Source organism: Reella acinonychis, assembly GCF_052828705.1.
In genome coordinates this window covers 73,945-100,509 of record NZ_CM128256.1, presented here as the reverse complement: position 1 = coordinate 100,509, position 26,565 = coordinate 73,945, and the positions used below count along the sequence as shown (strand labels likewise).

At 38.3% G+C, this 26,565-nt stretch carries 23 protein-coding genes, 1 tRNA gene, 3 rRNA genes and 1 pseudogene; 14 read left to right on the top strand and 14 right to left on the bottom strand.

All coding sequences use genetic code 11. From position 1 onward, the window contains the following. Window positions 1-50 precede the first annotated feature (50 nt). Window positions 51-920, top strand: a pseudogene (locus ACUXZ4_RS00500) (VirK/YbjX family protein). Window positions 921-926: 6 nt separating this feature from the next. Here the strand turns inward: ACUXZ4_RS00500 and ACUXZ4_RS00495 are convergent. From ACUXZ4_RS00495 to tusA, 9 genes are all read right to left on the bottom strand, one after another. Further along, complete coding sequence (locus tag ACUXZ4_RS00495; protein WP_464973127.1) at window positions 927-1,343, bottom strand: PACE efflux transporter; 417 nt, start codon at window positions 1,341-1,343, stop codon at window positions 927-929. A gap of 46 nt (window positions 1,344-1,389) precedes the next feature. Continuing rightward, complete coding sequence (gene araA / locus ACUXZ4_RS00490) at window positions 1,390-2,877, bottom strand: L-arabinose isomerase (protein WP_464973126.1); 1,488 nt, start codon at window positions 2,875-2,877, stop codon at window positions 1,390-1,392. A 9-nt stretch (window positions 2,878-2,886) separates the two neighbouring features. Beyond that, entirely contained in the window at window positions 2,887-4,473 is a 1,587-nt protein-coding gene (locus ACUXZ4_RS00485; protein WP_464973125.1) for a xylulokinase, read from the bottom strand. Window positions 4,474-4,623: 150 nt separating this feature from the next. Continuing rightward, window positions 4,624-5,472, bottom strand: a complete 849-nt coding sequence (araC, locus tag ACUXZ4_RS00480; protein ID WP_464973124.1) for an arabinose operon transcriptional regulator AraC — start codon at window positions 5,470-5,472, stop codon at window positions 4,624-4,626. Window positions 5,473-5,474: 2 nt separating this feature from the next. After that, entirely contained in the window at window positions 5,475-6,440 is a 966-nt protein-coding gene (gene araH / locus ACUXZ4_RS00475) for an L-arabinose ABC transporter permease AraH (protein ID WP_464973123.1), read from the bottom strand. A gap of 15 nt (window positions 6,441-6,455) precedes the next feature. Then, a complete protein-coding gene (gene araG, locus ACUXZ4_RS00470; RefSeq protein ID WP_464973122.1) occupies window positions 6,456-7,952 on the bottom strand; it encodes an L-arabinose ABC transporter ATP-binding protein AraG in 1,497 nt (498 codons plus the stop codon). A gap of 78 nt (window positions 7,953-8,030) precedes the next feature. Beyond that, entirely contained in the window at window positions 8,031-8,795 is a 765-nt protein-coding gene (locus ACUXZ4_RS00465) for a substrate-binding domain-containing protein (protein ID WP_464973960.1), read from the bottom strand. Between the two features lie 5 nt (window positions 8,796-8,800). Next, a complete protein-coding gene (locus ACUXZ4_RS00460) occupies window positions 8,801-9,043 on the bottom strand; it encodes a hypothetical protein (RefSeq protein WP_464973121.1) in 243 nt (80 codons plus the stop codon). 241 nt (window positions 9,044-9,284) lie between these two features. Next, the gene (gene tusA, locus ACUXZ4_RS00455) at window positions 9,285-9,524 is read right to left on the bottom strand and encodes a sulfurtransferase TusA (RefSeq protein WP_464973959.1); all 240 of its coding nucleotides are present in this window, start codon (window positions 9,522-9,524) and stop codon (window positions 9,285-9,287) included. Between the two features lie 90 nt (window positions 9,525-9,614). Between tusA and ACUXZ4_RS00450 the strand changes: the two genes are divergently transcribed. The 7 genes from ACUXZ4_RS00450 (at window position 9,615) to rrf (ending at window position 17,644) form a co-directional block, all read left to right on the top strand. Further along, the gene (locus ACUXZ4_RS00450) at window positions 9,615-10,223 is read left to right on the top strand and encodes a YigZ family protein (protein WP_464973120.1); all 609 of its coding nucleotides are present in this window, start codon (window positions 9,615-9,617) and stop codon (window positions 10,221-10,223) included. Window positions 10,224-10,234: 11 nt separating this feature from the next. Next, complete coding sequence (locus ACUXZ4_RS00445) at window positions 10,235-11,698, top strand: TrkH family potassium uptake protein (protein ID WP_464973119.1); 1,464 nt, start codon at window positions 10,235-10,237, stop codon at window positions 11,696-11,698. Further along, window positions 11,698-12,207 carry a menaquinone-dependent protoporphyrinogen IX dehydrogenase gene (hemG, locus tag ACUXZ4_RS00440; protein ID WP_464973118.1) on the top strand — a complete coding sequence of 170 codons (510 nt, stop codon included), beginning with the start codon at window positions 11,698-11,700 and terminating at the stop codon, window positions 12,205-12,207. The genes ACUXZ4_RS00445 and hemG overlap by 1 nt, the downstream gene beginning before the upstream one ends. A 407-nt stretch (window positions 12,208-12,614) precedes the next feature. After that, window positions 12,615-14,154, top strand: a 16S ribosomal RNA gene (locus ACUXZ4_RS00435). Between the two features lie 79 nt (window positions 14,155-14,233). After that, a tRNA-Glu gene (locus ACUXZ4_RS00430) sits at window positions 14,234-14,309 on the top strand. 192 nt (window positions 14,310-14,501) lie between these two features. Next, window positions 14,502-17,395, top strand: a 23S ribosomal RNA gene (locus tag ACUXZ4_RS00425). A 134-nt stretch (window positions 17,396-17,529) separates the two neighbouring features. Beyond that, a 5S ribosomal RNA gene (gene rrf, locus ACUXZ4_RS00420) occupies window positions 17,530-17,644 on the top strand. Together the 16S, 23S and 5S rRNA genes with 1 tRNA gene alongside form the textbook arrangement of a ribosomal RNA operon. A 174-nt stretch (window positions 17,645-17,818) precedes the next feature. On the opposite strand, the gene rluA is transcribed toward rrf, so the two are convergent. Then, window positions 17,819-18,478: a bifunctional tRNA pseudouridine(32) synthase/23S rRNA pseudouridine(746) synthase RluA gene (rluA, locus tag ACUXZ4_RS00415; protein ID WP_464973117.1), complete on the bottom strand. Its 660-nt coding sequence runs from the start codon at window positions 18,476-18,478 to the stop codon at window positions 17,819-17,821. A 106-nt stretch (window positions 18,479-18,584) separates the two neighbouring features. On the opposite strand from rluA, the gene ACUXZ4_RS00410 reads away from it, so the two are divergent. Genes ACUXZ4_RS00410 through ACUXZ4_RS00400 form a run of 3 tightly spaced genes read left to right on the top strand, consistent with a single transcriptional unit; the run spans window position 18,585 to window position 21,021 of the window. After that, window positions 18,585-19,301, top strand: coding sequence for an ABC transporter ATP-binding protein (locus ACUXZ4_RS00410; protein WP_464974036.1), 717 nt, complete (start codon window positions 18,585-18,587; stop codon window positions 19,299-19,301). Next, window positions 19,301-20,047 (top strand): ABC transporter permease, encoded by a 747-nt coding sequence (locus tag ACUXZ4_RS00405; RefSeq protein ID WP_464973116.1) that lies wholly within the window; start codon window positions 19,301-19,303, stop codon window positions 20,045-20,047. The genes ACUXZ4_RS00410 and ACUXZ4_RS00405 overlap by 1 nt, the downstream gene beginning before the upstream one ends. A gap of 23 nt (window positions 20,048-20,070) precedes the next feature. After that, window positions 20,071-21,021, top strand: coding sequence for an ABC transporter substrate-binding protein (locus ACUXZ4_RS00400; RefSeq protein WP_464973115.1), 951 nt, complete (start codon window positions 20,071-20,073; stop codon window positions 21,019-21,021). A 41-nt stretch (window positions 21,022-21,062) separates the two neighbouring features. Here ACUXZ4_RS00400 and ACUXZ4_RS00395 read toward each other — a convergent pair whose 3' ends face one another. The 3 genes from ACUXZ4_RS00395 to epmB all read right to left on the bottom strand — a co-directional run bounded on the left by ACUXZ4_RS00395 (window position 21,063) and on the right by epmB (window position 23,933). Next, entirely contained in the window at window positions 21,063-21,452 is a 390-nt protein-coding gene (locus tag ACUXZ4_RS00395) for an MliC family protein (RefSeq protein ID WP_464973114.1), read from the bottom strand. An 11-nt stretch (window positions 21,453-21,463) separates the two neighbouring features. Next, entirely contained in the window at window positions 21,464-22,798 is a 1,335-nt protein-coding gene (locus ACUXZ4_RS00390; protein ID WP_464973113.1) for a LysM-like peptidoglycan-binding domain-containing protein, read from the bottom strand. Window positions 22,799-22,895: 97 nt separating this feature from the next. After that, a complete protein-coding gene (epmB, locus tag ACUXZ4_RS00385) occupies window positions 22,896-23,933 on the bottom strand; it encodes an EF-P beta-lysylation protein EpmB (protein WP_464973112.1) in 1,038 nt (345 codons plus the stop codon). A gap of 35 nt (window positions 23,934-23,968) precedes the next feature. On the opposite strand from epmB, the gene efp reads away from it, so the two are divergent. Further along, a complete protein-coding gene (gene efp / locus ACUXZ4_RS00380; protein WP_464973111.1) occupies window positions 23,969-24,535 on the top strand; it encodes an elongation factor P in 567 nt (188 codons plus the stop codon). Between the two features lie 47 nt (window positions 24,536-24,582). Here the strand turns inward: efp and ACUXZ4_RS00375 are convergent, their stop codons facing one another. After that, on the bottom strand, window positions 24,583-25,086 hold the full coding sequence (locus ACUXZ4_RS00375) for a DUF2301 domain-containing membrane protein (protein WP_464973110.1): 504 nt from the start codon (window positions 25,084-25,086) through the stop codon (window positions 24,583-24,585). Between the two features lie 125 nt (window positions 25,087-25,211). Between ACUXZ4_RS00375 and ACUXZ4_RS00370 the strand changes: the two genes are divergently transcribed. Further along, window positions 25,212-25,898 (top strand): amidophosphoribosyltransferase, encoded by a 687-nt coding sequence (locus ACUXZ4_RS00370; protein WP_464973109.1) that lies wholly within the window; start codon window positions 25,212-25,214, stop codon window positions 25,896-25,898. Window positions 25,899-25,966: 68 nt separating this feature from the next. Next, a complete protein-coding gene (gene nfuA, locus ACUXZ4_RS00365) occupies window positions 25,967-26,551 on the top strand; it encodes a Fe-S biogenesis protein NfuA (protein WP_464973108.1) in 585 nt (194 codons plus the stop codon). Window positions 26,552-26,565 lie beyond the last annotated feature (14 nt).

Genomic DNA, 26,565 nt, shown 5'->3' with positions numbered 1-26,565 from the left:
CAAAAATAAATGAAATAATGTAGAATAGTGCAACAAAATTTGGAGAGACTATGACAAAAATATCATACCAATGGCCTGATGCAAACCAAGTTTATCCGGATCGCAATGGCAAATCTTATCGTTTAAAGCGCTTGCGTTATCGTCTACGCTTAATGCTACATGTTGGACTGGTGAAAAAATTTGAAGCATTTGTAAATCAACATAATGAGTTGGTGGAAGTGTTAAATCAGCGTACTGATTTTTCTTATCCATTAGTACATCGTTTTCTTGATAAACGTTTTTCTGCACAGCAACGTTTGGAATTAATGAAGGATAATTTACTGTTTTTACCCCAAAAATTAACCGCACTTTCTCAGAATATATGGAAAGAAACGATTAATTTAGGCGAAATTATTGAAGGTTTTGACATTATTTTGACGATTAATGAACATCAACCAATGGAAGGTTTTTGGGCGCTAGAATTGTATGAAAAAGAAACACAGCGTTTAATTTATATTTTAACTTTTGGTAAATTGGCTGATGCTTTATTAATTGCTGTAATTCAAGGTCCTAATTATGAAGATGCGAAGCAAATTGTTAAAACGCTGACCAAAAAATGCCATGGTCTTCGTCCGGCTTACTTAATGGTCGAAGTGATGAAATTATTGACGCAACATTTAGGTTTTTCTCAATTATTAGGCATACCTCAAAAATATCAAAATAAATAGCGAATTGTTCGTAGTAAACGTTATATGGTGGATTATGATGCGATTTTTTCTGAAAGTGGCGGTACGTTAGAAGAATATTGGTTATTGCCCTTGAACGTTGAAATGAAAAACTTAGAGCAAATTGAAAGCAAAAAACGTTCAATGTATCGTAAACGCTATGCAATGCTGGAATCATTCGCAAAACGTATTGCAGAAAATATTAAATTAACATAAGAGAGTTTAGGCTCTCTTTTTTATTAGATTTGCACGAATATTGTCATATAACCAATTGAAAATAAAGGTATAAACTAAAATAAGTAGGGTTAAGCCTATGTCCATAATGAATGCTGCTAAGTAATTGATTTGTAATACATAAGCGACCACCGGTAAGGTGAAAAGTAATAATCCACCTTCAAATGCGAAAGTATGGAAAAGGCGTAATTTGAAGGAACGTTTTTCTCGTGCACCGGTAAAAAAGAGATCAAAGATCCAATTAAATATCATATTCCAAATCACCGCGATGACTGAAATGAGCACCACCACGATTGTGGTTTCTGTTGTAGGGTGATGAGAAAAAAGTTTGATTGCGATAATTGAAATAAAAATAGCGAGTATTTCAAATAAAACAGCGTGAAAAAAGCGTTCTATTGGGGACATGATTTTTTTAGTTACGCCCTAAAAATTGAATTTAGGGCGTTTGAGATTAACTGTAAGCTACATCATTCCAACGTAATTCATTTTTTAATATAGGTAACGTTGTTTCTTCATTGATATGGATAAATTCTATATCAAAATATTCCGCAAAAATTCTCAACATTTCAGCATTAATATCAAGGCTGAATACACTGTGATGAGCTCCTCCCGCAATGACCCATGACTGTGTCCCTATATCAAAATTGGGTTTTAGTTTCCAGAAAGCATGACCTACTGGTAAATTAGGCATTGCTTTGGGTTTATCAACACTTTCTAAATCAGCGACTATCATTCTGAATCGGTTCCCCATATCGACAATGGTAGCATTAATTGCCTTTCCTGTTTTGGCTGTAAAAATTAATCTTGTGGGATCTGATTTGCCTCCGATACCTAAAGGTTTTATATCTAATGTCGGTTTATGCGCGGCAATCGAAGGGCAAATTTCAAGCATGTGTGCACCAAGGACTAGTTCATTGTTTTCATCAAGATTATAAGTGTAATCTTCCATGAAAGATGTTCCTTTTGTTAATCCATAACTCATTACTTTTAGTGCTCGCACTAATGCAGCTGTTTTCCAGTCACCTTCTGCTCCAAATCCATAACCTTGGGCCATTAGCCTTTGTACTGGTAACCCAGGTAATTGGTTTAGTCCATTTAGATTTTCAAACGTATCCGTAAATGCATGGAATCCACCTTTATCTAAAAATGATTTTAAGCCAAGCTCTATCCTAGCACTATCTAATAGCGACTCGCGTTTTTCTCCTTCTTCAGTAAGTGAGGGTAGGATAGTGTATTCTTGTTCGTATTCTCTAACTAGTTTTTTGACATCATTTTCGTTAACCTTGTTAATTTCTTCCACTAATTGGTAAACTCCGTAGCCATTGACGCTATAACCAAATTTGATTTGTGCTTCAACTTTATCTCCTTCAGTTACCGCAACTTGACGCATATTGTCACCAAAACGCGCAATTTTTAATTGTTTTTGATCATAGATTGCCGCGCATACACGCATCCATTGTTCAAGTTTTAGTTTAACATCTTCGGTTTTCCAATGTCCTGCAATAATAGTTCTTGGTTTACGTAAACGGGAAAGTAAAAATCCAAATTCTCTATCTCCATGAGCAGTTTGATGAAGATTCATGTAATCCATATCAATGCTATCCCAAGGAATATTTTTATTGAACTGTGTATGAAATTGTACTAATGGTTTATTCAGTTGTGTTAAGCCTGCAATCCACATTTTCGCTGGAGAAAATGTATGCATCCAAGCAATAATTCCAACACAACTATCTTGATTATTGGCTTTCTGACAAATAGATAAAATATCTTCAGAAGTAGTTGCTAGATCTTTTAATTTAATAGAAATAAAAGGGTTTTGCTGATTTAAATAGTTAACTATTTCCAGAGCATTATTTTTAACATGATTTAGCGATTCATCACCATATAAGTGTTGGCTACCTACAACGAACCAAACTTCAAGTTTTTTTAAAAATTCCATTGTGTTCTCCTAATGTATTTGAGTTGCAGCAGTTTGAGCGATATCAATACCAGATTGGTAATGTTGAATAAATTGTTCATAACCTTCTACAAGAGATGGTTCTGGTTTAATAATGTTAGTATATGTATTAGAAAAAATAATATTTTGTAAATATTCGTTTAACGACATTTTATTCCCAAGATAATTAGCTAATAATGCAATACCCCAAGCTCCACCTTCCCCTGCTGTTTCCATTGTTGCAATAGGAATATTTAAAGCAGAAGATAATATTTTTTGAGCAACGCCTGGGGTCTTGAAAATTCCACCATGTCCTACAATTCTATTAATTTTAACTTGTTCTTGTTTTAGTAGAATATCTACACCTAATTTCATTACTGCGAAAGCAGAATATAAATGTGTAAGGATAAAATTTGGCAAGTTAAATTGTGCATTTGATGGATGGATAAATATAGGACAACCTTTAGTTAGATTTAACAGATGTTCACCAGTATAAAACCCATAAGATAGTAAACCTCCACCATTTGGATCAGCTTTTAGTGCTAAGTTAAATAGAGTTTCATATAAGGTGTTTTTAGGTATATTTAGCTCAAAGGCATTAAGAGTTTCATGAAATATATTTATCCAAGAATTAATATTTGATGTACAATTATTAGCATGAGCCATAGCAACAAGTTTACCTTCAGGGGTTGTTACTAAATCTAGTTTCTCATAGACTCTAGAAAGTCCTTTTTCTAAGACAATCATAGCAAATGCAGATGTTCCAGCCGATATATTTCCTGTGCCTTCTAAGATGCTATTTGTCGCAATCATACCTGTCCCGGCATCTCCTTCCGGCGGGCAAAAAGGGATATTAGGTTGAAGATTTCCTGTTGGATCAAGTAATTTCGCACCTTCTTCTGTTAAAAATCCAGCATTTTCTCCTGCAACTAGAATCTTAGGGAGAATTTCTTCTAGACCCCAAGAGTATGAATGTTTTGATATTAAATCGTTAAATTGTAATAGCATAGATTTATCATAATCAGCATATTCTGTATTAACAGGGAACATTCCTGAAGCATCGCCAATGCCCAAAACTTTTTTGTCAGTTAATTTCCAATGAACATAGCCAGCTAGAGTTGTGAAGAAATGGATTTGAGATAGATGTTCCTCTTTATTGAGAACTGCTTGATATAAGTGTGAAATACTCCATCTTTGAGGAATATTATAGTTAAATAATGTAGTTAATTGTTTAGAGGATTCTGATGTAATATTGTTTTGCCAAGTTCTAAATGGAACTAGCAATTCTCCATTTTGATTAAAAGGTAAATAGCCATGCATCATAGCGCTAATACCAATAGCTGATAGTTTTTTTAATGTAATTTGGTATTGATTTTTTATTTTTTGAGATAAATTTGTATAAACAGTTTGTAATCCATTTAAAATATCATTTTGAGAGTAAGTCCATATTCCGTTATCTAGCTTACTTTCCCAATTTACTTCACTACTTTCAAGAATATTGCCTTCTTGATTTATTAAGACAGCTTTGATACGAGTAGAACCAAATTCAATTCCTAATACAGCCTGCCCAGAATTAATATAGGTTGCTATATTTTCCATATATAACTCCTTACTATTTAATATTGAGTAACAGGTAATAGGATATATCTAAATTTTATAGAAAATAAGAATAAAAGATGCTAATAATATGGATAATATAGCTATTAAATGTGAAGTGATAAATAGATCACATATTTCAAATATTATGAATTAACGAGAACTTCTATATTCAGAAGGATTTAGTCCAGTATATCTTTTGAATAAACGAGAAAAGTAAAGAGGATCATCATATCCCAATTGCCTAGAAATAGTATAAATAGGGGCATTAGAGGTATGTAATAAATATTGTGCTTTAATCATCCGCTGTTCTTCTCGCCATTTAACAATACTTGTTCCTACTTGTTGTACAAAAAGATGGGATAACCGAGAGGCTGATATATGTACTTGTTCAGCTATTTCAGATATACTATGATTTTTATCAATATTATTAGTAATAAATTGACAAATAGATAAAATCCTGCAATCGAGCATTAGTTGTTTATTGCTTGGATCTAAACGAAAACATTTAATGAGTAATTGTTCCAATAAACTCATTGACATCTCTTGTGAGAATAATAAGCCATTCTTATATTCAGTTGCTATATTTTTGAATAATAGGATGAGCTCTTTGTAAATATCTGTATTTGGAGTAGTTAGCTTTTTGACATTATGTATAGTTTTACTCCAATCTAGCCAACTCTTCCATATTGTTCTGGGGTGAAAATATATCCACTGGTGTTCCCATGTATCTGAGATTGTTGCTCTATGATAGTAATGAGGAATTCCAGGTGGAAACAATAAAATATCACCGACAGAGCAATTAAAGGCACTGTTACCATGAAATATGGTTCCAGTACCTTTTGTCGTTAAATTGATAATGTAGCCTTTCATTCCATTAGGGCGGTCTATAACAAAATCTAGTTCATTCCCTTTTTCAATGTAAGTACATCCAGCGACTAAGTATGCACTAAAATTATATCCTGGTAATAAAGGGTTGGTCTGAATATTTTTTTCTTCCATAATTAAGCTTTGATAAATTTTTGTTTATATTTATCAAAGATTACAGCAATTAACAGAATTAGTCCACGTACAACGTACTGTGCGAATGGGGAAATGTTAAGTAAGTTCATAGCATTTTCAATTGTTCCTAAAATAAGTACCCCTGCAATAATAAAGGAAATTTTAGCTATTCCTCCGTTTAGAGATACTCCACCTAAAACACAAGCAGAAATTGCTACTAATTCAAATCCAATTGAAGTCATTGGCTGTCCACTTGTCATCCTTGCAGCAAGGATTATACCTGCCAATGCAGAAACTAAGCCTGACAGAATGAAAATAATAAATTTTGTTCTAGCTACATTTATACCAGCTAATCGGGATGCTTCTTCATTACCTCCAATAGCAAGGGTATTACGTCCATAAGTTGTTCTACTTAACAAAAATCCGAAAATAGCAATGCATACAATAGTGAACCAGATTGGTAGAGGAAGTTCTAAGAAACTTTTATATCCTAGATCAAAAAAATCTTCCTGTGTGATACCAACAGCTTTACCGTCAGAAATGATATAGCCTAATCCTCTAGCAATCTGCATAGTTGCTAATGTAGTGATAAGTGAGTTAATTTTTAGTTTAGCAATGACAAAACCATTAATGGAACCAATTAGCAGACCTAATCCTAAACCAGCAGCAATTCCTATTGTAATACTTTGTGTTGTATTCATAACTACAGCTGTAACAACACCTGAGCAAGCTATGATGGATGCTACAGAAAGATCTATTTCACCTGCTGCTAAGCAAAATAACATACCACAAGCAACCATACCACTCATAGAAATTGCTAAACCAAGGCCTTTCATGTTAATAATTGTCGCAAAATTAGGAATAAAGAAACAGGATGCAATAAAAATAACAAAGAAAATTAATAACATTCCGTAGGAATTCCATATTTTACCGAATATATTTGTATTGTTTGTTAATGAGTTATTCATCTTTTTTCTCCAGAATTAATGTGTTTCAAGCATTGCTAATTTTAAGATTTTTTCTTCTGTAGCTTCAGAACGTTTAACTACACCCGTTATTTTTTGCTCTCGCATAACCATTATACGATCAGATAAACCGATTACTTCTGGTAAATCGCTTGATACAACGATAATTGCTAATTTCTCTTCTGCTAATTTGAATATGAGATCATAGATTTCTGATTTTGCACCAATATCAATACCTCTTGTAGGCTCATCAAGTAATAACACTTTAATATCTTCAGATAACCAACGACCTAGAATTACTTTTTGTTGATTTCCACCTGAAAGATTAATGATCAGTTGTTTAATTGATGGTGTTTTTACATTCATTTGAATGCATTGGTTTTCTGCGTTTTCTTTTTCCCATTTATTATTAATAATGAACTGAAAGAAATTTTGAGAACGTCTCGCGCTAATATTAATGTTTTCTTCAACGGTGGCAGTTGGTATAATGCCCTCTTTTTTACGATCTTCTGGGCAAAGAACAATACCTTTTTCTATTGCATCTCGGGGGTTGTAAATTTTGCACTGTTGTTCATCTAATTCAATTGCACCTTCTGTCATTGGATCCGCGCCAAAAATGACTTTTAGTAATTCTGAACGACCTGCACCAACTAATCCAAATAAACCTAAGACTTCTCCAGATTTAACTTCTAAATTAAAGTTGCCTTTTAACTTAGTTCCTGAAAGTGCGGTAACTTTTAAGCGAGTTTTTCCTATATTTCTAGGACGATAATGATAAATATCACCTAAATTTCTACCTACCATGCTTTTAACTAAAGTATCATTCGTTATTTGGCTTAAGTCTGAAAATGTTTCAACAAATTTTCCATCCTTCAATACTGTGATTGCATCACTAATACGGAAAATTTCCTCCATCCTATGGGAAACATATAAAATAACTTTCCCTTCTTCTTTTAATTCATTAATTACTTGAAATAATTTCTCTATTTCTGGTGCTGATAAACTGCTTGTAGGTTCATCAAATGCAATAATTTTAGCTCCTCTACTTAATGCTTTAGCTATTTCCACCATTTGCCATTGACCAATAGAAAGTTCTTTCAATGGAGTGTTTGGTGAAATATGTAGGTCAAGTTTATCTAAATATTTTTGTGTACGAGATATTAATTCGCTTTTATTTACTAAACCAAATGAATGTGGTAATTGTCCTAAACATAAGTTTTCAGCAACAGTCATTTCTGGGACAATATTCAATTCCTGATAAATAATTGCTACTCCGGCTAGTAATGCTTGCTTAATGTTATGGAAAACCATCGTTTTACCACCAATATGTAGCTTTCCCGTGGTTGGTAAATAATTACCACTTAATATTTTTAATAAAGTTGATTTTCCAGCACCATTTTCTCCCATAATGGCATGTACTTTACCTTCATGACATTTAAAAGAAACATTTTGTAAGGCTTTTACACCAGGGAAACTTTTACTGATATTATCAAATTCTAAATAAGGAATTTCCATCGTAAGTTCTCCTTATAACCTTGTATTATTGGATATTAGGATTGGTATTTATAAAATACCAATCCTTTCATGTGAAAATTAAAGACCTTTTTTCAATAATTCTTCTTTGAAATTTTCGCGTGTAAGTAGAACAGGGTTACCAATAGGGGTATATTTAGGTGGCTCAACTCCTTCTTTTATCCATTTATACAACATCTCAACACTTTTATATCCATGTACATCAGGGCTAGGTAGCAAGGAACCTACGAAACCTGTTGGGTTAGGTTTTGATAATTCATTGACGGCATCTGTTCCATTAATGCCAATGCCAATCACATTTTCAGCTTTAAATCCTTGTCCTTCTGTTGCTCGAATTCCACCAAGAACAGTATTATCATTCATCCCCACAATAAGCCAGTTTTTTACCTCAGGGTGTTGAACTAACATTGAATTTGCTGCATCTAGAGCCCCTGGAATATCATTACTTTTAGTTGGTGATTTATAAATTTGTTTTTCAGGAAATCCTAGTCTTACTAGTGCAGACAATGAACCATCAGTTCTGCGACGAGCAGTATCTAGTTCATCAGCTGTAATAGCCAGTACCGCAGTATCTTTATAGTCCCATTTTCGTTTTTGAATTTCTTTATAAAGCTCTTCCCCTTGTCGTTCACCAATTTCGGTTGCTGCCATCATGATTAGTGGTACCTGTGTCATTGGTTCTCCAGCAGCATTAAGAAATTGGTCATCAACTGCAAGCACTTTTAAATCATATGCTCGAGCTTTAGCCATAATTGCTGGTCCAAGTTTAGGGTCAGGGGTACAAATAACAAATCCTTTAGCTCCATTTGCTGCTAAATTATCAATAGCATTTAGTGTCTTTTCCCATCTGGAACAGCCATTTTTATAATTTGAACATTTCCCAAATCTTTTGCTGCTTTATCAGCAAACATCCATTCAGTTTGAAACCAAGGTTCTTCAGGTTGTTTAACTAAGAAGCCTAACTTCATTGGAGTGGAAGAGCTAGAATATACAGGGGGAGAGCTTAATCCTACCACAGCGAATAAAGAAACAGCCATTAACGATTTAAGAAAAGTTCTTTTGCTTGCTTTCATACTTAGTACTCCTATTTTAGGATTGTTGATATTTATCAATGAGATATGAACTTATTGGATAAGGTTATCTTTATTTGAAGAATATGTTACAGAATTGAAATAAATAGAAAAGAGATCTAGATCACATTTTAAATTTACAGCAGAAAAGTCCATTTTTTGAGCAAGAAAAACTATAATCTGTGGGATGATAGTAACGTTCAATATGGATTAGATAATAATTAATATCGCTCAAGGAAATTAATTATTTGCCTTTTTTAACCCAATATTTATAAGGCAGTTCAGCGATTTCACTTTGTAGCAGTTGATGATCCATAAATTGACAAAAGCTTGGAATATCACGAGTCGTTGCAGGATCATCAGCGATAATGAGCAAAATTTCACCTGTTTGCATGTGGCGGATTTGTTTGCGAACAAGCATAACGGGTTCTGGGCAGCGTAAACCTTGTGCATCTAACGTGTAATTTATCGTAATATCATTCATATTATTTATATTGCTTTTTACTTTCATTTTTAATGGGTTGTCGTTATGATAGCGTGCGAAGCAAGTGCGGTCAAAATTTAAGAAGATTTTATGCAATATTTAGTGCCTAAAAGTGCGGTGGTTTTTGAAGAAGAAATTAAGAAAAGTCGTTTTATTACCTATTTGAGCCGTACTGAAGGTCTGGAACAAGCAAAAGCCTTTTGGCAAGAGATAAAAGCGTTACATCCATCTGCTCGTCATCATTGCTGGGCAACTGTCGCTGAAGCACCTTGTAACTCTCAAACGCTTGGTTTTTCTGATGATGGTGAGCCTGCAGGAACGGGGGGGGAACCGATGTTGGCTGCATTACAAGGAAGCCAGATTGGTGAAATTACCGCAGTCGTTGTGCGTTATTATGGTGGCATTTTATTAGGTACTGGTGGTTTGGTGCGTGCTTATGGTGGTGGCGTACAACAAGCACTAAAATTATTAGAAACTACGTTAAAAATTGAGCGAAAATCTTACCAAGTGTGCTGTGATTATCATCAAATTAATTTGTTACAATTGTTGTGTGAACAATTTGATATCCTGATTCTAAGTACAGATTTTCAAGCGGATGTAAAATTTATATTAGGTGTAAGTGAAGATAAACTTGAACCCTTTGAGTCAGCATTAACCGAACGTTTTTCAGGTCAACTGAGTTTATCAGAATTAGAATAAGAGAGTGGATAATGCATATTTTAGCAATTATTCGGATTGTCGGTATTTTGGTAATGTGTTTTTCATTATCAATGTTAGTGCCTGCTTTTGTCGCTTTGATTTATGGCGATGGTGGTGGTAAAGCTTTCGTGTTGTCGTTTTTTTATAATTTTTCTGCTGGTATGCTACTTTGGTGGTTTTGCCGCTCTCATAAAGAAAGTTTACGGTCGCGCGAAGGATTTTTAATCGTAGCTATGTTTTGGGTGCTGCTGAGTTTATTAGCGGTTATTCCCTTCACATTATTCGATGAACTCAGCCTCAATTTTGCAGATGCAGTCTTTGAATCTTTCTCAGCACTTACAACAACAGGTGCAACCGTTATTTCGGGATTAGATTATCTGCCTAAATCGATTTTATTTTATCGTCAATTTTTGCAATGGATTGGTGGTATGGGGTTAATCGTGCTCGTGGTGGCAGTTATTCCTCTATTAGGTATTGGTAGTAGCCACTTGTACAGAGCTGAGTCCTCAGGACCAATGAAAGATCAAAAAACATTGCCAAGAATCGGTGAAGTTGCCAAATTATTATGGTTACTTTATTGTGGATTAACTGTTCTCTGTGCATTGGCTTACTGGTTTGCTGGTATGTCAACTTTTGATGCCATATCACATAGCTTTTCTACTGTGGCCAATGGCGGTATGTCTACACATGATGAAAGCTTAGGTTACTTCAAAAATCCAGCGGTTTATTTTATTGGTGCAGGATTTATGTTGATTGCTGGCTGTAATTTTGGTTTGCATATCCGCGCATTAACTCATTGGAAATATCAATCTGTTTGGAAAATCTACACTAAAGATGCTGAGTTTCGCTTTTTTTGCCTGATGCAAGCAACCTTTATTGCACTGATGTCCATCGGTTTATATTTAACTTATGATGATTATTCTGTGTTAGATGCAGTTTCTCAAGGTGCGCTACAATCGGTTTCAATGGCAATGACATCGGGTTATAGCTTATTTGATTTAAACCAACTTCCTTCATTTCTTGGTATGTTGTTAGTTTTTGCCGCGCTCATTGGTGGTTGTGCAGGCTCAACGTCTGGTGGTTTAAAAACCATTCGTGTGCTAGTGATTTGGTTGCAAGTAAAACGTGAATTTAAACATTTAGTCCATCCTAATTTGGTTATCCCTGTAAAATTAGATGATACTCTGCTTTCTCAACGAGTTATTGATGGTATTTGGGGATTCCTTGTTGCCTTTTTCTTAACTTACTGGGGGTGTGTATTTGCGGTTATTTTGTGTGGAATGAGTGCACAAGACGCATTATTATCAGTTTTTGCTACATTGACGAACGTTGGACCTGGGCTCGGTTTAATTAGCCAAAGCTTCGCGGAAGTACCTGATAGTGCGAAATATGTTTTTTCTTTTGCTATGACAGCGGGACGTTTAGAAATCTTTTCATTGTTAATTTTATTTAGTCCAACTTTCTGGAAAACTTAATGAAGACAGTTATTTTATATTCAAGCCATGATGGGCAAACGAAAAAGATCGCCCATTTTTTAGCGCAGCATTTAATTGGTCATACAGAAGTGCGGTCAATTTCTGACAGGTTTTCAATTGAAGCGGATCGTATCATTATTGGTGCTTCTATTCGCTATGGGCATTTTGATAAAGCTTTGTATAAATTTATCCAAAAAAACACCGCACTTTTAAATAGCAAGCAAACGGGGTTTTTTGGAGTGAATTTAACGGCGAGAAAAGCGGGCAAAGATAGTCCTGAAACCAATGTCTATGTAAGAAAATTTTTGCAACGTATTGAATGGAAACCAACGATCTCAGCAGTGTTTGCAGGCGCGTTGTTTTATCCTCGTTATAATTGGTTTGATCGTTTTATGATCAGATTGATTATGAAAATTACAGGAGGCGAAACTGATACATCTAAAGAGGTGGAATATACTGATTGGAATAAAGTGCAAGCTTTTGCTGAAGAGTGTGACAAGATGAATTAATAAGCATTGTGAGTATAAAATCATCTTAGTGATGTATAATTTGGTTAAGAAAAAAGCAGTTAATAAATTTGTGAAAAAAAACACTTGCAAGGAATAAAAATATTCCTATAATGCACCTCCGCAACGCAAGGTAAGCAATGTTGAAAATTAAGTGAAAAAAAAAGCTTAATTTTTTCTTGACGAGAAAATCTGAAAAAGATATTATTTCAAGCCTTGCTAAATGCAATTGTTCTTTAAAAAGATATCAGACAATCTGTGTGGGCACTTGTTGAAGATTTGTTTAGAAAATTAAATAAAGACTGAATAAGTGCTTAAACTAGAAATTCATTATAGTTTTGATGTGATAAATATTATGTTGAAACGAATGTAAACTAAGCTAAGCAGTTTATTGAGCGATTAAACTTTTTAAATTGAAGAGTTTGATCATGGCTCAGATTGAACGCTGGCGGCAGGCTTAACACATGCAAGTCGGACGGTAACAGGAGAAAGCTTGCTTTCTTGCTGACGAGTGGCGGACGGGTGAGTAATGCTTGGGAATCTGGCTTATGGAGGGGGATAACTACGGGAAACTGTAGCTAATACCGCGTAATGTCTAAAGACTAAAGACTGGGAACTTCGGTCCAGTTGCCATAAGATGAGCCCAAGTGGGATTAGGTAGTTGGTAAGGTAACGGCTTACCAAGCCCGCGATCTCTAGCTGGTCTGAGAGGATGACCAGCCACACTGGGACTGAGACACGGCCCAGACTCCTACGGGAGGCAGCAGTGGGGAATATTGCGCAATGGGGGGAACCCTGACGCAGCCATGCCGCGTGAATGAAGAAGGCCTTCGGGTTGTAAAGTTCTTTCGGTAGCGAGGAAGGCGAGTTTGTTAATAGCAAGCTTGATTGACGTTAACTACAGAAGAAGCACCGGCTAACTCCGTGCCAGCAGCCGCGGTAATACGGAGGGTGCGAGCGTTAATCGGAATAACTGGGCGTAAAGGGCACGCAGGCGGTGATTTAAGTGAGATGTGAAATCCCTGGGCTTAACCTAGGAATTGCATTTCAGACTGGGTCGCTAGAGTACTTTAGGGAGGGGTAGAATTCCACGTGTAGCGGTGAAATGCGTAGAGATGTGGAGGAATACCGAAGGCGAAGGCAGCCCCTTGGGAATGTACTGACGCTCATGTGCGAAAGCGTGGGGAGCAAACAGGATTAGATACCCTGGTAGTCCACGCTGTAAACGCTGTCGATTTGGGGATTGGACTTTAAGTTTGGTGCCCGAAGCTAACGTGATAAATCGACCGCCTGGGGAGTACGGCCGCAAGGTTAAAACTCAAATGAATTGACGGGGGCCCGCACAAGCGGTGGAGCATGTGGTTTAATTCGATGCAACGCGAAGAACCTTACCTACTCTTGACATCCAGAGAAGCTTGCAGAGATGCGAGTGTGCCTTCGGGAGCTCTGAGACAGGTGCTGCATGGCTGTCGTCAGCTCGTGTTGTGAAATGTTGGGTTAAGTCCCGCAACGAGCGCAACCCTTATCCTTTGTTGCCAGCGATTCGGTCGGGAACTCAAAGGAGACTGCCAGTGATAAACTGGAGGAAGGTGGGGATGACGTCAAGTCATCATGGCCCTTACGAGTAGGGCTACACACGTGCTACAATGGTGCATACAGAGGGCGGCGAAAGGGCGACCTGGAGCGAATCTCAGAAAGTGCATCGTAGTCCGGATTGGAGTCTGCAACTCGACTCCATGAAGTCGGAATCGCTAGTAATCGCAAATCAGAATGTTGCGGTGAATACGTTCCCGGGCCTTGTACACACCGCCCGTCACACCATGGGAGTGGGTTGTACCAGAAGTAGATAGCTTAACCTTCGGGGGGGCGTTTACCACGGTATGATTCATGACTGGGGTGAAGTCGTAACAAGGTAACCGTAGGGGAACCTGCGGTTGGATCACCTCCTTACACAAAGACAAGCTTAATAAGTGCTCACACAGATTGTTTGATATGAAATAGAAGAGACAGAAGAACATCTTTATATGCTGTCCCCATCGTCTAGAGGCCTAGGACATCGCCCTTTCACGGCGGTAACCGGGGTTCGAATCCCCGTGGGGACGCCATTTAAAGATGTTTTTATTGAAGTGCTTATAAAAATAAGCATTCAGGTCATCTTATTGTTCTTTAAAAACCAGGAAACAAGCTGAAAAACTGAGAGATTTTCGAAAGAAAGTCTGAGTAGAGAAAAAATCTTAGCTGAGAAAGGCAGCTAAGTGTTTAGTGATGAGACGTCTCAAGAATAATTGAGGTTGTATAGTTAAGTGACTAAGCGTACAAGGTGGATGCCTTGGCAATCAGAGGCGAAGAAGGACGTGCTAATCTGCGAAAAGCTTGGATGAGTCGATAAGAGGCGTTTAATCCGAGATATCCGAATGGGGAAACCCAGTAGATGAAGAATCTACTATCATTAACTGAATCCATAGGTTAATGAGGCAAACCGGGAGAACTGAAACATCTAAGTACCCCGAGGAAAAGAAATCAACCGAGATTCTGTGAGTAGCGGCGAGCGAAAGTGGAAGAGCCAGTAAGTGATATCAGCGATGACAGAGGAATGTGCTGGGAAGCACAATCACAGAGGGTGATAATCCCGTACTCGAAGTCATGGTTGAAGTACTAAGCTTACGATAAGTAGGGCGGGACACGTGATATCCTGTTTGAAGATGGGGGGACCATCCTCCAAGGCTAAATACTCCTGATTGACCGATAGTGAACCAGTACTGTGAAGGAAAGGCGAAAAGAACCCCGGTGAGGGGAGTGAAATAGAACCTGAAACCTTGTACGTACAAGCAGTGGGAGCCCTTATGGGTGACTGCGTACCTTTTGTATAATGGGTCAGCGACTTATATTTTGTAGCGAGGTTAACTGAATAAGGGAGCCGAAGGGAAACCGAGTCTTAACTGGGCGATTAGTTGCAAGGTATAGACCCGAAACCCGGTGATCTAGCCATGGGCAGGTTGAAGATTGGGTAACACTAATTGGAGGACCGAACCGACTAATGTTGAAAAATTAGCGGATGACTTGTGGCTGGGGGTGAAAGGCCAATCAAACCGGGAGATAGCTGGTTCTCCCCGAAATCTATTTAGGTAGAGCCTTATGTGAATACCTTCGGGGGTAGAGCACTGTTTCGGCTAGGGGTCCATCCCGGATTACCAACCCGATGCAAACTGCGAATACCGAAGAGTAATGCATAGGAGACACACGGTGGGTGCTAACGTTCATCGTGGAGAGGGAAACAACCCAGACCGCCAGCTAAGGTCCCAAAGTACTAGTTAAGTGGGAAACGAAGTGGGAAGGCTTAGACAGCTAGGATGTTGGCTTAGAAGCAGCCATCATTTAAAGAAAGCGTAATAGCTCACTAGTCGAGTCGGCCTGCGCGGAAGATGTAACGGGGCTAAATTAGTCACCGAAGCTGCGGCATCAATGGAAACATTGTTGGGTAGGGGAGCGTTGTGTAAGCGGAAGAAGGTGAATCGAGAGGTTTGCTGGACGTATCACAAGTGCGAATGCTGACATAAGTAACGACAAAACGAGTGAAAAACTCGTTCGCCGGAAGACCAAGGGTTCCTGTCCAACGTTAATCGGGGCAGGGTGAGTCGGCCCCTAAGGCGAGGCTGAAAAGCGTAGTCGATGGGAAACGGGTTAATATTCCCGTACTTGGATAAACTGCGATGTGGGGACGGAGAAGGTTAGGTTAGCAGACTGTTGGATGTCTGTTTAAGGCGGTAGGTGGAGAGTTTAGGCAAATCCGGACTCTCTTAACACCGAGAACTGATGACGAGGTGCTACGGCACTGAAGTAACTGATACCACGCTTCCAGGAAAAGCCACTAAGCTTCAGGTTTATCTAAACCGTACTGAAAACCGACACAGGTGGTCAGGTAGAGAATACTCAGGCGCTTGAGAGAACTCGGGTGAAGGAACTAGGCAAAATAGCACCGTAACTTCGGGAGAAGGTGCGCCGGCGTAGCTTGTAGTCCCTTGCGGACGAAGGGTGAACCGGTCGAAGATACCAGCTGGCTGCAACTGTTTATTAAAAACACAGCACTCTGCAAACACGAAAGTGGACGTATAGGGTGTGATGCCTGCCCGGTGCTGGAAGGTTAATTGATGGTGTTATCGAAAGAGAAGCTCCTGATCGAAGCCCCAGTAAACGGCGGCCGTAACTATAACGGTCCTAAGGTAGCGAAATTCCTTGTCGGGTAAGTTCCGACCTGCACGAATGGCATAATGATGGCCAGGCTGTCTCCACCCGAGACTCAGTGAAATTGAAATCGCCGTGAAGATGCGGTGTACCCGCGGCTAGACGGAAAGACCCCGTGAACCTTTACTATAGCTTGACACTGAACATTGAATTTTGATGTGTAGGATAGGTGGGAGCCTAAGAAGCAGTCACGCCAGTGATTGTGGAGGCGTCCTTGAAATACCACCCTTTAACGTTTGATGTTCTAACGAAGGACGTGGAACGCGTTCTCGGACAGTGTCTGGTGGGTAGTTTGACTGGGGCGGTCTCCTCCCAAAGAGTAACGGAGGAGCACGAAGGTTTGCTAATGACGGTCGGACATCGTCAGGTTAGTGCAATGGTATAAGCAAGCTTAACTGCGAGACAGACAAGTCGAGCAGGTGCGAAAGCAGGTCATAGTGATCCGGTGGTTCTGAATGGAAGGGCCATCGCTCAACGGATAAAAGGTACTCCGGGGATAACAGGCTGATACCGCCCAAGAGTTCATATCGACGGCGGTGTTTGGCACCTCGATGTCGGCTCATCACATCCTGGGGCTGAAGTAGGTCCCAAGGGTATGGCTGTTCGCCATTTAAAGTGGTACGCGAGCTGGGTTTAGAACGTCGTGAGACAGTTCGGTCCCTATCTGCCGTGGGCGTTGGATGATTGAGAGGGGCTGCTCCTAGTACGAGAGGACCGGAGTGGACGCATCACTGGTGTTCCAGTTGTCTCGCCAGAGGCATTGCTGGGTAGCTAAATGCGGAAGAGATAAGTGCTGAAAGCATCTAAGCACGAAACTTGCCTCAAGATGAGTCATCCCCGACTTTAAGTTGGTAAGGGTTGTTGTAGACTACGACGTAGATAGGTGGGATGTGTAAGCGTTGCGAGACGTTGAGCTAACCCATACTAATTGCCCGAGAGGCTTAACTATACAACCTGAATTGTTTTTGGGTTGGACTTAGACGAGAGAGAAGAGATTGAAAGTTTGAGGCTTGTTTTTGGTTTTTGATAAAGAGTGATAGAAAAGAACGATAAATAGATAGATAAAGACATCGAAGGAATAATCTTGGCGGCGATAGTGCAGTGGACCCACCTAATCCATGCCGAACTTAGAAGTGAAACGCTGTAACGCCGATGGTAGTGTGGGGTTTCCCCATGTGAGAGTAGGACACCGCCAGGTTTTGAATAAGAGAGAAAGAGAATCCCAGTCAGAGATGGCTGGGATTTTTGTTTTTTGAAAAAAGAGAAAGCAGAAACAAAAAACAGAAAAAAGTGCGGTGGGAAAATGCGAAGTTTTAGTGGTCATGCTTTCTGAAGATTTTTAACTTATTCCTATTGGTTGTTATTTAAATAACTAAAAATCTGCTTCACAATAGAAAGTCATTTTCTCTTTTGTGATTGGATGAGCAATTGTTAGGCTTTCTGCATGTAAGCAAAGGCGTGGAGACATGCTCTTTGCTTGCGGATGAGAATAAAATTTATCGCCTAATATAGGATGGCCTAATGCCAACATATGCAGGCGTAATTGATGAGAACGACCTGTTATTGGTGTGAGTTTTACTCTTGTGCTGTTATTGGGTAAACGTTCTAATACTTCAAATTCAGTAATAGCTTTCTTACCTAATACAAAATCAATACGTTGTCGCGGTCGGTTTTCCCAATCACAAATAAGAGGAAGATCAATGATGCCCTTATCTTGTTTAACATGGCCCCAAACTAGTGCTTGATAGTGTTTTTCTGTTTCTCTTTCACGAAATTGGCGTTTTAATTCGCTGTCAGCGGCTTTGCTCATGGCAAATAATAGAATACCGCTCGTTGCCATATCTAAACGATGAGCAGGTTCGCAAAAGCCATATTTCTCTTTCACTCGACTCATTGCACTATCATAATATTCGGGGCGATTCCCTGGTACAGATAATAACCCGCTTGCTTTATTTACAAGCAGGATATAATTGTCTCGGTAAATAATATCAAGCCAAGGTTCTGTTGGGGGATTGTAATCGATTAGCGCCATATTTGATTTCATCATACAAAAGTGCGGTGCATTTTAGCATAAATTTTGCTTTCTCTTTTAGTTATTTTTCCTCTATTATAGGGCTTTATGTTTATTGATATTGATGATGAATACTGTTGAAATTCAACATCTTGACTTTGCGTTTAGTCAACAACGTATTTTTCAAGATTTTAGTTTTAGTTTACCTCAGCAGAAATGGATCGCTTTGCTCGGAGCTTCTGGCATTGGGAAATCAACTTTGCTACGTCTGATTTCTGGATTGGAAACTAATTTTACTCAAGGAACCGTTACTGTTGCAGAGGGAATTAAACTGGCTTGGTTAGCACAACAAGATAGTTTGTTTCCTTGGTTGTCAGTGTTAGACAATGTGCAATTAGAAGCACATTTGCAATCAAAAACGAATGAGAATACCAAGCAGAAAGCAGAAGAATTGTTGGCTGCAGTAAAAATGGCGGAGCATAAAAATAAACCTTGTTATCAATTATCTGGCGGTCAGAGGCAACGCGTTGCTTTGGCTCGCACCTTAATGTTGGAAGCTGATTTAATCTTAATGGATGAGCCTTTTTCTGCTTTGGATGCGGTAACACGTTTGCAATTACAGAAGTTATCTCGAGAATTATTAAAAGATAAAACGGTTTTATTAATCACTCATGATCCGCAAGAAGCATTACGATTAGCGGATCAGGTCTTCGTTTTGAAAAATCAACCCGCACAACTTTCGCAAGCGATTATTCCCTCCACTAAAGCCCCTCGTTTTGAGCAAAATGAAGAATTATGGTTGCTTGAAAATCGCTTATTTAGTGAATTAACTGAGAATTATTGATGAAGACTTTTTTTAAATCCATTTTATTGTGCGTAAGCTTAATTCTGTTATGGCAAAGTGCGGTCTTTTTTTTCGATCTTCCTCATTATTTGTTACCAACTCCAAAGCAAGTTGGCATGGAATTAATGGACCGCTCTGCTTTATTGTGGGAGCATACTCAAGTTACAGCCATCGAAATTTTTATTGGTTTGTTATTAGGCTTTTTACTTGGTTTGATTTCTGCTTTATTACTTTCTTTATCGGAATGGCTGACTTCATTGCTGTTGCCTCTACTAGTGATTTCTCAGGCAATTCCCGTATTTGCCATTGCTCCATTGCTGGTTTTATGGTTTGGTTATGGTATGGCATCTAAAATTGCCATGACGGTATTAATTATTTATTTCCCTGTGACAGCTGCCTGTTATGACGGGCTGCGAAATACGCCAAAAGCTTGGTTAGAATTGGCTAAAACGCTCAACATCTCCGCTTGGGCAATGCTTTTTAAAGTGCGTTTGCCTGCAGCAATGCCTTCTTTAGCATCAGGTCTAAGGATTGCGGTATCTATTGCGCCTATTGGTGCCATTGTGGGAGAATGGGTCGGCTCATCACAGGGATTGGGTTACTTAATGTTACATGCAAATGCGCGTATGCAGATTGATCTGATGTTTGCTGCATTATTTATTCTATTATTAATTGCACTGTGCTTGTATTTTGCTACAGATAAAATTCTCACACATTATTTACCTTGGGTAAGGCATTTGCGCTAACGATGATTTATTTAGGAGGTTTTATGCAAAAAATTCTTTCATTTTTCACCGCACTTTTGGCGTCTTTGTTGCTCATATTGCCAGCACAAGCTGCTGAAAAGTTCACCGTATTAATTGACTGGTTTACCAATCCTGTACATGCCAGCATGGTGATTGCTAAACAGCAAGGCTTTTTTGAACAACAGGGATTAGACGTTGAATTAGTGGAACCCACTGATCCTTCAATGCCGCCAAAATTAGTGGCAGCGGGACAAGCTGATTTAGCTATGGACTACCAACCGCAATTATATATGCAAGTGGAACAAGGCTTACCCTTAGTTCGAGTTGGTACCTTAGTTTCTACTCCTTTTAATTCATTAGCCTTATTAAAAGAGAGTGGTATTAAAAGCTTAGCTGATTTGAAAGGTAAAAAAATCGGTTTTTCTGTTGGTGGTTTTGAAGATTCATTATTAAAAGCAATGTTGACTTCAGCTGGTTTAACGCTAAAAGATGTTGAGTTAGTCAATATTAACTGGGCATTATCACAATCTTTATTAACTAAGCGCGTTGATGCGGTGATCGGTGCTTATCGTAATTTTGAATTGCATGAACTACGTTTAGAAGGAAAAGAAGGTGTAACCTATTTCCCAGAAAATTATGGCGTACCTTCTTATGAAGAATTAATTTTAGTGGCACATAAAGATCGTGTAAATGATCCAAAAATTTCTGCTTTTTTAACCGCAGTTGAGCAAGCAACCACCTATATTAAACAAAACCCAGAAAAAGCCTGGCAAGAGTTTAAGGCTTATAAACCAAAAGAACTCGATAATGAACTAAATCGTCTTGCTTGGAATGATACTTATCCAAAATTTGCAGATAATCCTCGTACTTTAGATAAAGAACGTTATCATAAAGTCGCTGATTTTATGTTACAGCAAGGCTTGATTAAGTCGATACCCGAATTGAATGATTATGCTGTGGAACTAGTAAAATAAAATGAAAATAAAAGGCAGATTATTGAAATCTGCCTTTTTTGTTATTGTTGTTTCACACATTCTTCCGCGAGAATTTGTCCAACGCTATTAAGTAAGGTGTTACTATTATCTGATTTCTCAAACCAGTGCCAATGAATATTAGTATAGGATTTACCTGTTTGAGATAAAGTGGCGTTGAGTTTACCTGTCACGCCTTCAAAAGTAAGATTAATAGAATCTGCTTTTATTTTCTTTGATTTCTTACCACTTTGTGTGAGACGTACAACTTTTACATCTTTTCCATTTTTACAATGATAAAGATCTGTTGTCCCTTTTTGTGCCATTTTATCTAATGTTGTAGGCTTGCTTTTTGCCTTAGGCACTTCTATTGGCTCGATGTGGATGGTACAAGCGCTCAGTCCAACTGCCAGAAGTAATAAAAGTGGTTTCAATGTTAATTTCCTTATTTATGATATTTATAAGAGCCATCTGATTGGCGAGTGAAAGTACCACCATTTGATAAGCGTAATGTATTCACGCGTCCTTCACTATTCACAGAAACTTGAATTTTATCATTGGCTTTAAAGCTACTGAGTACATTATTCGCACCATTTGCTTTTGTCATTGCATTGGCATCACGAATATCTAAACCATTTGTACGGAATACCTGGAATAATGAAACTCCTGCAGGAACAGTTAAGGTTTTGTTGGTACCGTTGCTTGCTACTTTAGCTGGAGTAGCGGCTGTTGTGCTTGGTTTAGCTTCTACTACTGGCGCTTTGGTTTTCGCTTGTTCAGCTGCTGCTTTTGCTTTTTTCTCAGTAGCAATTTTGGCTTGTTCTTTTGCTTTCGCTTCTGCTAATTTTGCTTTTTCTGCTGCAATTCTTGCTTGTTCAGATACTTTTGCTTTTTCTGCTGCAATTCTTGCCTGTTCAACCGCTTTTGCTTTTTCCGCAGCGATTCTTGCTTGTTCTTCCGCTTTTTCTTTCTCTACTGCAACTTTGGTTTGATCTGGCTGTTGCATTGTTTCATTTGTTTGAACCGCTTGCTGAGGGAGTGCTTCCGTTGCAACTGGTTTTTGCTCAGTTGTTACAGACTCGTTGCTTACACTTGGTTGATTATTGGTTGCTGTAGATTCAAGAACAGCAGTTTCGTTTTTATTGTTTTCTTCAACTGCTTTATTTGGATCTAAAGATTGAAATTCTATTGGCATATTGTTGCTATTATTAGCTTGAATTTCTTCAACGGTATCATTGCTTGGTTTTAACCAAATAAGCGCCAATAAAACAGCGATAGCACCAGTAATTGCAATAAATAAACGGCGATGTTTAGTTGGTAATTTTTGCATAATCGCCCAATTCTCAGGGTTTTTACGATTTGGTTTTTCTTGTTGCGGAACGATAGCTTCAACCGGCGTTTCTACGTTTTCTGTTTCTTCCACAACAACATTCTCAGTTGCTACGCTTTCAATGGGTGTTTCTACCATAGTTGCAGATGCATCTACTTCGTTTTCTTCTACAGAGGTGCTCTGAGCCAATGTTGGATTGCCAACTAGGTTTACAGATGGATTGCTCGGGTTTTGTACCGCACTTTGCATACTCTGTGGTGTCACAATATTGGTCGTAGCAGGGCCAAAAGTTGGTTCTTTACGCACAGCAAATTGCGTATGTGATGTATCTTTTTTACCAAATAACCCTGTCATTTTGTATAAGATAGACTGTTCTGCTTTTGGTGCAGGGCTTTGATTTGAGTCGAAATCCAATTCGCTTTGATTGGATGGTTTGTTGTTTTGTTCCACGATAAACCTCAATAAATGCTAAAAATACGCAAAATAACCGCTAAAATTCGCAGCTAAAGTGCGGTCAAAAATTGGCTACATTTTAAAGGATCTTTAGTTATTTGCCTAGTATAAGTTCATTTGAATATAAGGTTTTGTTCGGCTCTTGAGCAATTTCACGTGCAAGTTTTGGCACCAGATAACCAGATGTTAATGTTTGTAGTTTCTGGTAAATTTCTGCTGCCTTCTTATCATCAATATGAAAATGGCTTGCTCCTTCAACTTTATCTAATAAATGCAAGTAATAGGGTAAAATTCGTGCTGCAAAAAGTTTCTCACTTAATGTTTTTAGAGTATGTGGGTTGTCATTCACTTGTTTTAATAACACTGATTGATTCAATAATACCACGCCACTTTGAGCCAATTTAGCCATGGCTGAGCAGAGCTGTTCGTCAATTTCATTAGGATGATTAATATGAGTGACCATAATGGTCGCAAAGCGAGAATTGGCGAGCAGTTGGCAAAGTTCATCGGTAATGCGTTGAGGAATAACGACTGGCAAACGCGTGTGAATACGTAAACGCTGTAAGTGCGGTATATTTTCCAATTGTTTTACCAACCATTCGAGTTCATGGTCTTTCGCCATTAATGGATCGCCACCAGAAAAAATAACTTCATCAATTTCAGTATGTGCAGCAATATAGTCCAATGCTTTTTGCCAATTGGCTTTATTGCCTTTGTTATCTTCATAAGGAAAATGGCGACGGAAGCAATAGCGACAGTTAATGGCGCAGCCACCTTTTACCATAAGCAAGAGGCGATTATGGTATTTATGTAAAATATTTGGCGCAGCGGTTTGTTGCTCTTGCAAAGGATCTTGGATAAATCCTTCCATTTGTTGAAATTCTTTCACATCCGTCATTACTTGCAGAAATAAGGGATCCAGAGGATTACCTTTTTCCATTTTATCTACAAAAGGCTGAGGAACGCGCATAGCAAATAAACGGCGAGCAGCAATATCTTTTTCAAATTTATCAAGGGGCAAATTTAATTGTTGAACTAATTCTTTCGGATCGGAAATGGAATTTGCCAGAATTTCCAACCAATTTGTTGTTTTTTCTTCTCTAATGGAGATATTTTGGGTTAAAATACGCACTTTAATAAAACTAGCTCTATCAAATTGAGGATAATATGGCTACATATACTACCACTGACTTCAAACCAGGTCTAAAATTTATGCAAGATGGCGAACCTTGTGTCATCGTTGAAAATGAATTTGTAAAACCGGGTAAAGGTCAAGCGTTCACTCGTACACGTATTCGTAAATTAATTTCAGGCAAAGTATTAGATGTTAACTTTAAATCAGGCACTTCTGTTGAAGCAGCAGATGTAATGGATTTAAACTTAACCTACTCATACAAAGATGATGCATTCTGGTATTTCATGCACCCAGAAACATTTGAACAATATTCAGCTGATGCAAAAGCAGTTGGTGATGCAGAAAAATGGTTATTAGATCAGGCGGATTGTATTATTACTTTATGGAATGGCTCACCAATTTCTGTTACTCCACCAAACTTTGTGGAATTAGAAATTGTTGATACCGATCCAGGTCTCAAAGGCGATACTGCAGGTACAGGTGGTAAACCAGCAACTTTAAGCACAGGTGCGGTAGTAAAAGTGCCATTATTCGTTCAAATCGGCGAAGTGATCAAAGTGGATACTCGTTCAGGTGAATATGTTTCACGTGTGAAATAAGCGTTGAGCAATGAAAAAGGGCGTATGTAAAAATACGCCCTTTTTGTTTATATTTGATATTTCGTTTTGTCGCCAATATCAAAATGTAATGGCATTCGCCATTTTTGAATAGCGAGAACCGCAAATAGCAATGCGCAAATCAGGCTTATAATGATCAATAAACCGTTAAATTTAGCCACATAACTTAACCATAATAAAGCCACAAGCACTGGCATAGCGTTTAATGCGAAAATACGAAAACAAAAATATTCTTTAAAACACAGCCCACCTAATGTGACCAATACCGCGCCAAGTGCTAATGTCGGTTGGTTAATCATATATAAAAACATGCCTATCCAAGTAGCAAATTGCAATAATAAGCGAAAAGATTTCAAATAAATATGTAACGAAGAGGCGCAGAGAATTGCCGCGGCAAAAAGACCTAATAAAGCGAATTCATAATAGGGTAAAAGTGCGGTGAAAATCGCAGCAAAAATAAAACCAGTTCGATATAAGCAAACGGTGAGTTTATCTAAAAAATCCATTGGAGATTGAATATGTGGATCTGCCATTGTTCTGTCCTTTAATGTTTAGAAAATGATTTTGTGATTTCGCTCGCAAAATCACCACAAGAAAATGTATTTAATCTGTTTTCTGTGTAAGCCTACCATAAAGTGCGGTGCAAAAAGGAATAATTATGAATTTTTGGCGATTTTGTTGTGTTCATTGTCATCGGAAATTAAAAATTGGTTCGCATGGACTTTGCAGTATTTGTAATCGACAAATTCGGCGTTTCAGCTATTGTGGTTGCTGCGGCACAGAATTGGTAAAAAATGAGCAGCATTGCGGGCAATGTTTACGTAATGAGCCGAGTTGGCAGCAAATGGTGATTGTTGGGCATTATAAAGAACCGCTGTCTATCTTAATTCATCGTTTCAAGTTTCAAGGACAATATTGGTTAGATCGTACTTTGGCACGCTTGCTTTATTTAGCTATTCGAGAAGCAAGACGAACTCATTATCTTGATTTGCCTGAAGTTATTTTGCCTGTTCCATTACACCATAAACGCCAATGGAAAAGAGGTTACAATCAGACGGCGTTATTGGCGAAATGGTTATCCAGATGGCTGAATATTCCAGTCAGAGAAGATTTATTGCGACGAGTAAAACATACGCCAAGTCAACGTGGGTTAACGGCAAAATCCAGGCGAGCCAATTTGAAAAATGCTTTTGAAGTTACGCCTGAATTTAAAAAGTGCGGTTATAAATCTGTTTGTTTATTAGATGACGTGATTACGACGGGTTCCACATTAAATGAAATATCAAAGCAGTTACATAAAGTGGGCATCGAGCATATTCAAGTTTGGGGACTGGCGCGTACATAATATTTGCATAAATAGCGATCTAAGCGTATTATGCCCGACATATAAAGTCAGATTATTAAGGGTATCCTATGCAACAAATTAAAATTTCAGCAGCAGCACAGGCGCATTTCCGTAAATTATTGGATCAACAAGAAGAAGGTACCAATATTCGTGTATTTGTGGTTAATCCCGGCTCACCTAATGCCGAATGTGGCGTGTCTTATTGCCCACCTAATGCAGTAGAAGAAGCGGATACCGAAATGAAATATGAAAGTTTTTCTGCATTTGTTGATGAGATCAGCTTGCCTTTCCTTGAAGATGCAGAAATTGATTACGTGACCGAAGAATTAGGCGCGCAACTGACATTAAAAGCACCTAATGCCAAAATGCGTAAAGTTGCCGATGATGCACCATTAATTGAGCGTGTGGATTATGTTATTCAGACACAAATTAACCCACAATTAGCCAGCCATGGTGGACGTATTACTTTAATTGAAATTACTGATGACGGCTATGCTGTATTGCAATTCGGTGGTGGTTGTAATGGTTGCTCAATGGTTGATGTCACTTTAAAAGATGGCGTTGAAAAACAGTTAATTGAAAGCTTCCCAAATGAATTAAAAGGCGCGCGAGATGTAACGGAACATCAACGTGGTGAACATTCATATTATTAAAAAATCTGCCGAAA

What these genes read in the sequence shown, in the direction of transcription:
- ACUXZ4_RS00495 (WP_464973127.1), bottom strand. Translation starts at nt 1,343, where the DNA reads ATGTCCCCAATAGAACGCTTTTTTCACGCTGTTTTATTTGAAATACTC.
- araA (WP_464973126.1), bottom strand. Translation starts at nt 2,877, where the DNA reads ATGGAATTTTTAAAAAAACTTGAAGTTTGGTTCGTTGTAGGTAGCCAA.
- ACUXZ4_RS00485 (WP_464973125.1), bottom strand. Translation starts at nt 4,473, where the DNA reads ATGGAAAATATAGCAACCTATATTAATTCTGGGCAGGCTGTATTAGGA.
- araC (WP_464973124.1), bottom strand. Translation starts at nt 5,472, where the DNA reads ATGGAAGAAAAAAATATTCAGACCAACCCTTTATTACCAGGATATAAT.
- araH (WP_464973123.1), bottom strand. Translation starts at nt 6,440, where the DNA reads ATGAATAACTCATTAACAAACAATACAAATATATTCGGTAAAATATGG.
- araG (WP_464973122.1), bottom strand. Translation starts at nt 7,952, where the DNA reads ATGGAAATTCCTTATTTAGAATTTGATAATATCAGTAAAAGTTTCCCT.
- ACUXZ4_RS00460 (WP_464973121.1), bottom strand. Translation starts at nt 9,043, where the DNA reads ATGAAAGCAAGCAAAAGAACTTTTCTTAAATCGTTAATGGCTGTTTCT.
- tusA (WP_464973959.1), bottom strand. Translation starts at nt 9,524, where the DNA reads ATGAATGATATTACGATAAATTACACGTTAGATGCACAAGGTTTACGC.
- ACUXZ4_RS00450 (WP_464973120.1), top strand. Translation starts at nt 9,615, where the DNA reads ATGCAATATTTAGTGCCTAAAAGTGCGGTGGTTTTTGAAGAAGAAATT.
- ACUXZ4_RS00445 (WP_464973119.1), top strand. Translation starts at nt 10,235, where the DNA reads ATGCATATTTTAGCAATTATTCGGATTGTCGGTATTTTGGTAATGTGT.
- hemG (WP_464973118.1), top strand. Translation starts at nt 11,698, where the DNA reads ATGAAGACAGTTATTTTATATTCAAGCCATGATGGGCAAACGAAAAAG.
- rluA (WP_464973117.1), bottom strand. Translation starts at nt 18,478, where the DNA reads ATGGCGCTAATCGATTACAATCCCCCAACAGAACCTTGGCTTGATATT.
- ACUXZ4_RS00410 (WP_464974036.1), top strand. Translation starts at nt 18,585, where the DNA reads ATGAATACTGTTGAAATTCAACATCTTGACTTTGCGTTTAGTCAACAA.
- ACUXZ4_RS00405 (WP_464973116.1), top strand. Translation starts at nt 19,301, where the DNA reads ATGAAGACTTTTTTTAAATCCATTTTATTGTGCGTAAGCTTAATTCTG.
- ACUXZ4_RS00400 (WP_464973115.1), top strand. Translation starts at nt 20,071, where the DNA reads ATGCAAAAAATTCTTTCATTTTTCACCGCACTTTTGGCGTCTTTGTTG.
- efp (WP_464973111.1), top strand. Translation starts at nt 23,969, where the DNA reads ATGGCTACATATACTACCACTGACTTCAAACCAGGTCTAAAATTTATG.
- ACUXZ4_RS00375 (WP_464973110.1), bottom strand. Translation starts at nt 25,086, where the DNA reads ATGGCAGATCCACATATTCAATCTCCAATGGATTTTTTAGATAAACTC.
- ACUXZ4_RS00370 (WP_464973109.1), top strand. Translation starts at nt 25,212, where the DNA reads ATGAATTTTTGGCGATTTTGTTGTGTTCATTGTCATCGGAAATTAAAA.
- nfuA (WP_464973108.1), top strand. Translation starts at nt 25,967, where the DNA reads ATGCAACAAATTAAAATTTCAGCAGCAGCACAGGCGCATTTCCGTAAA.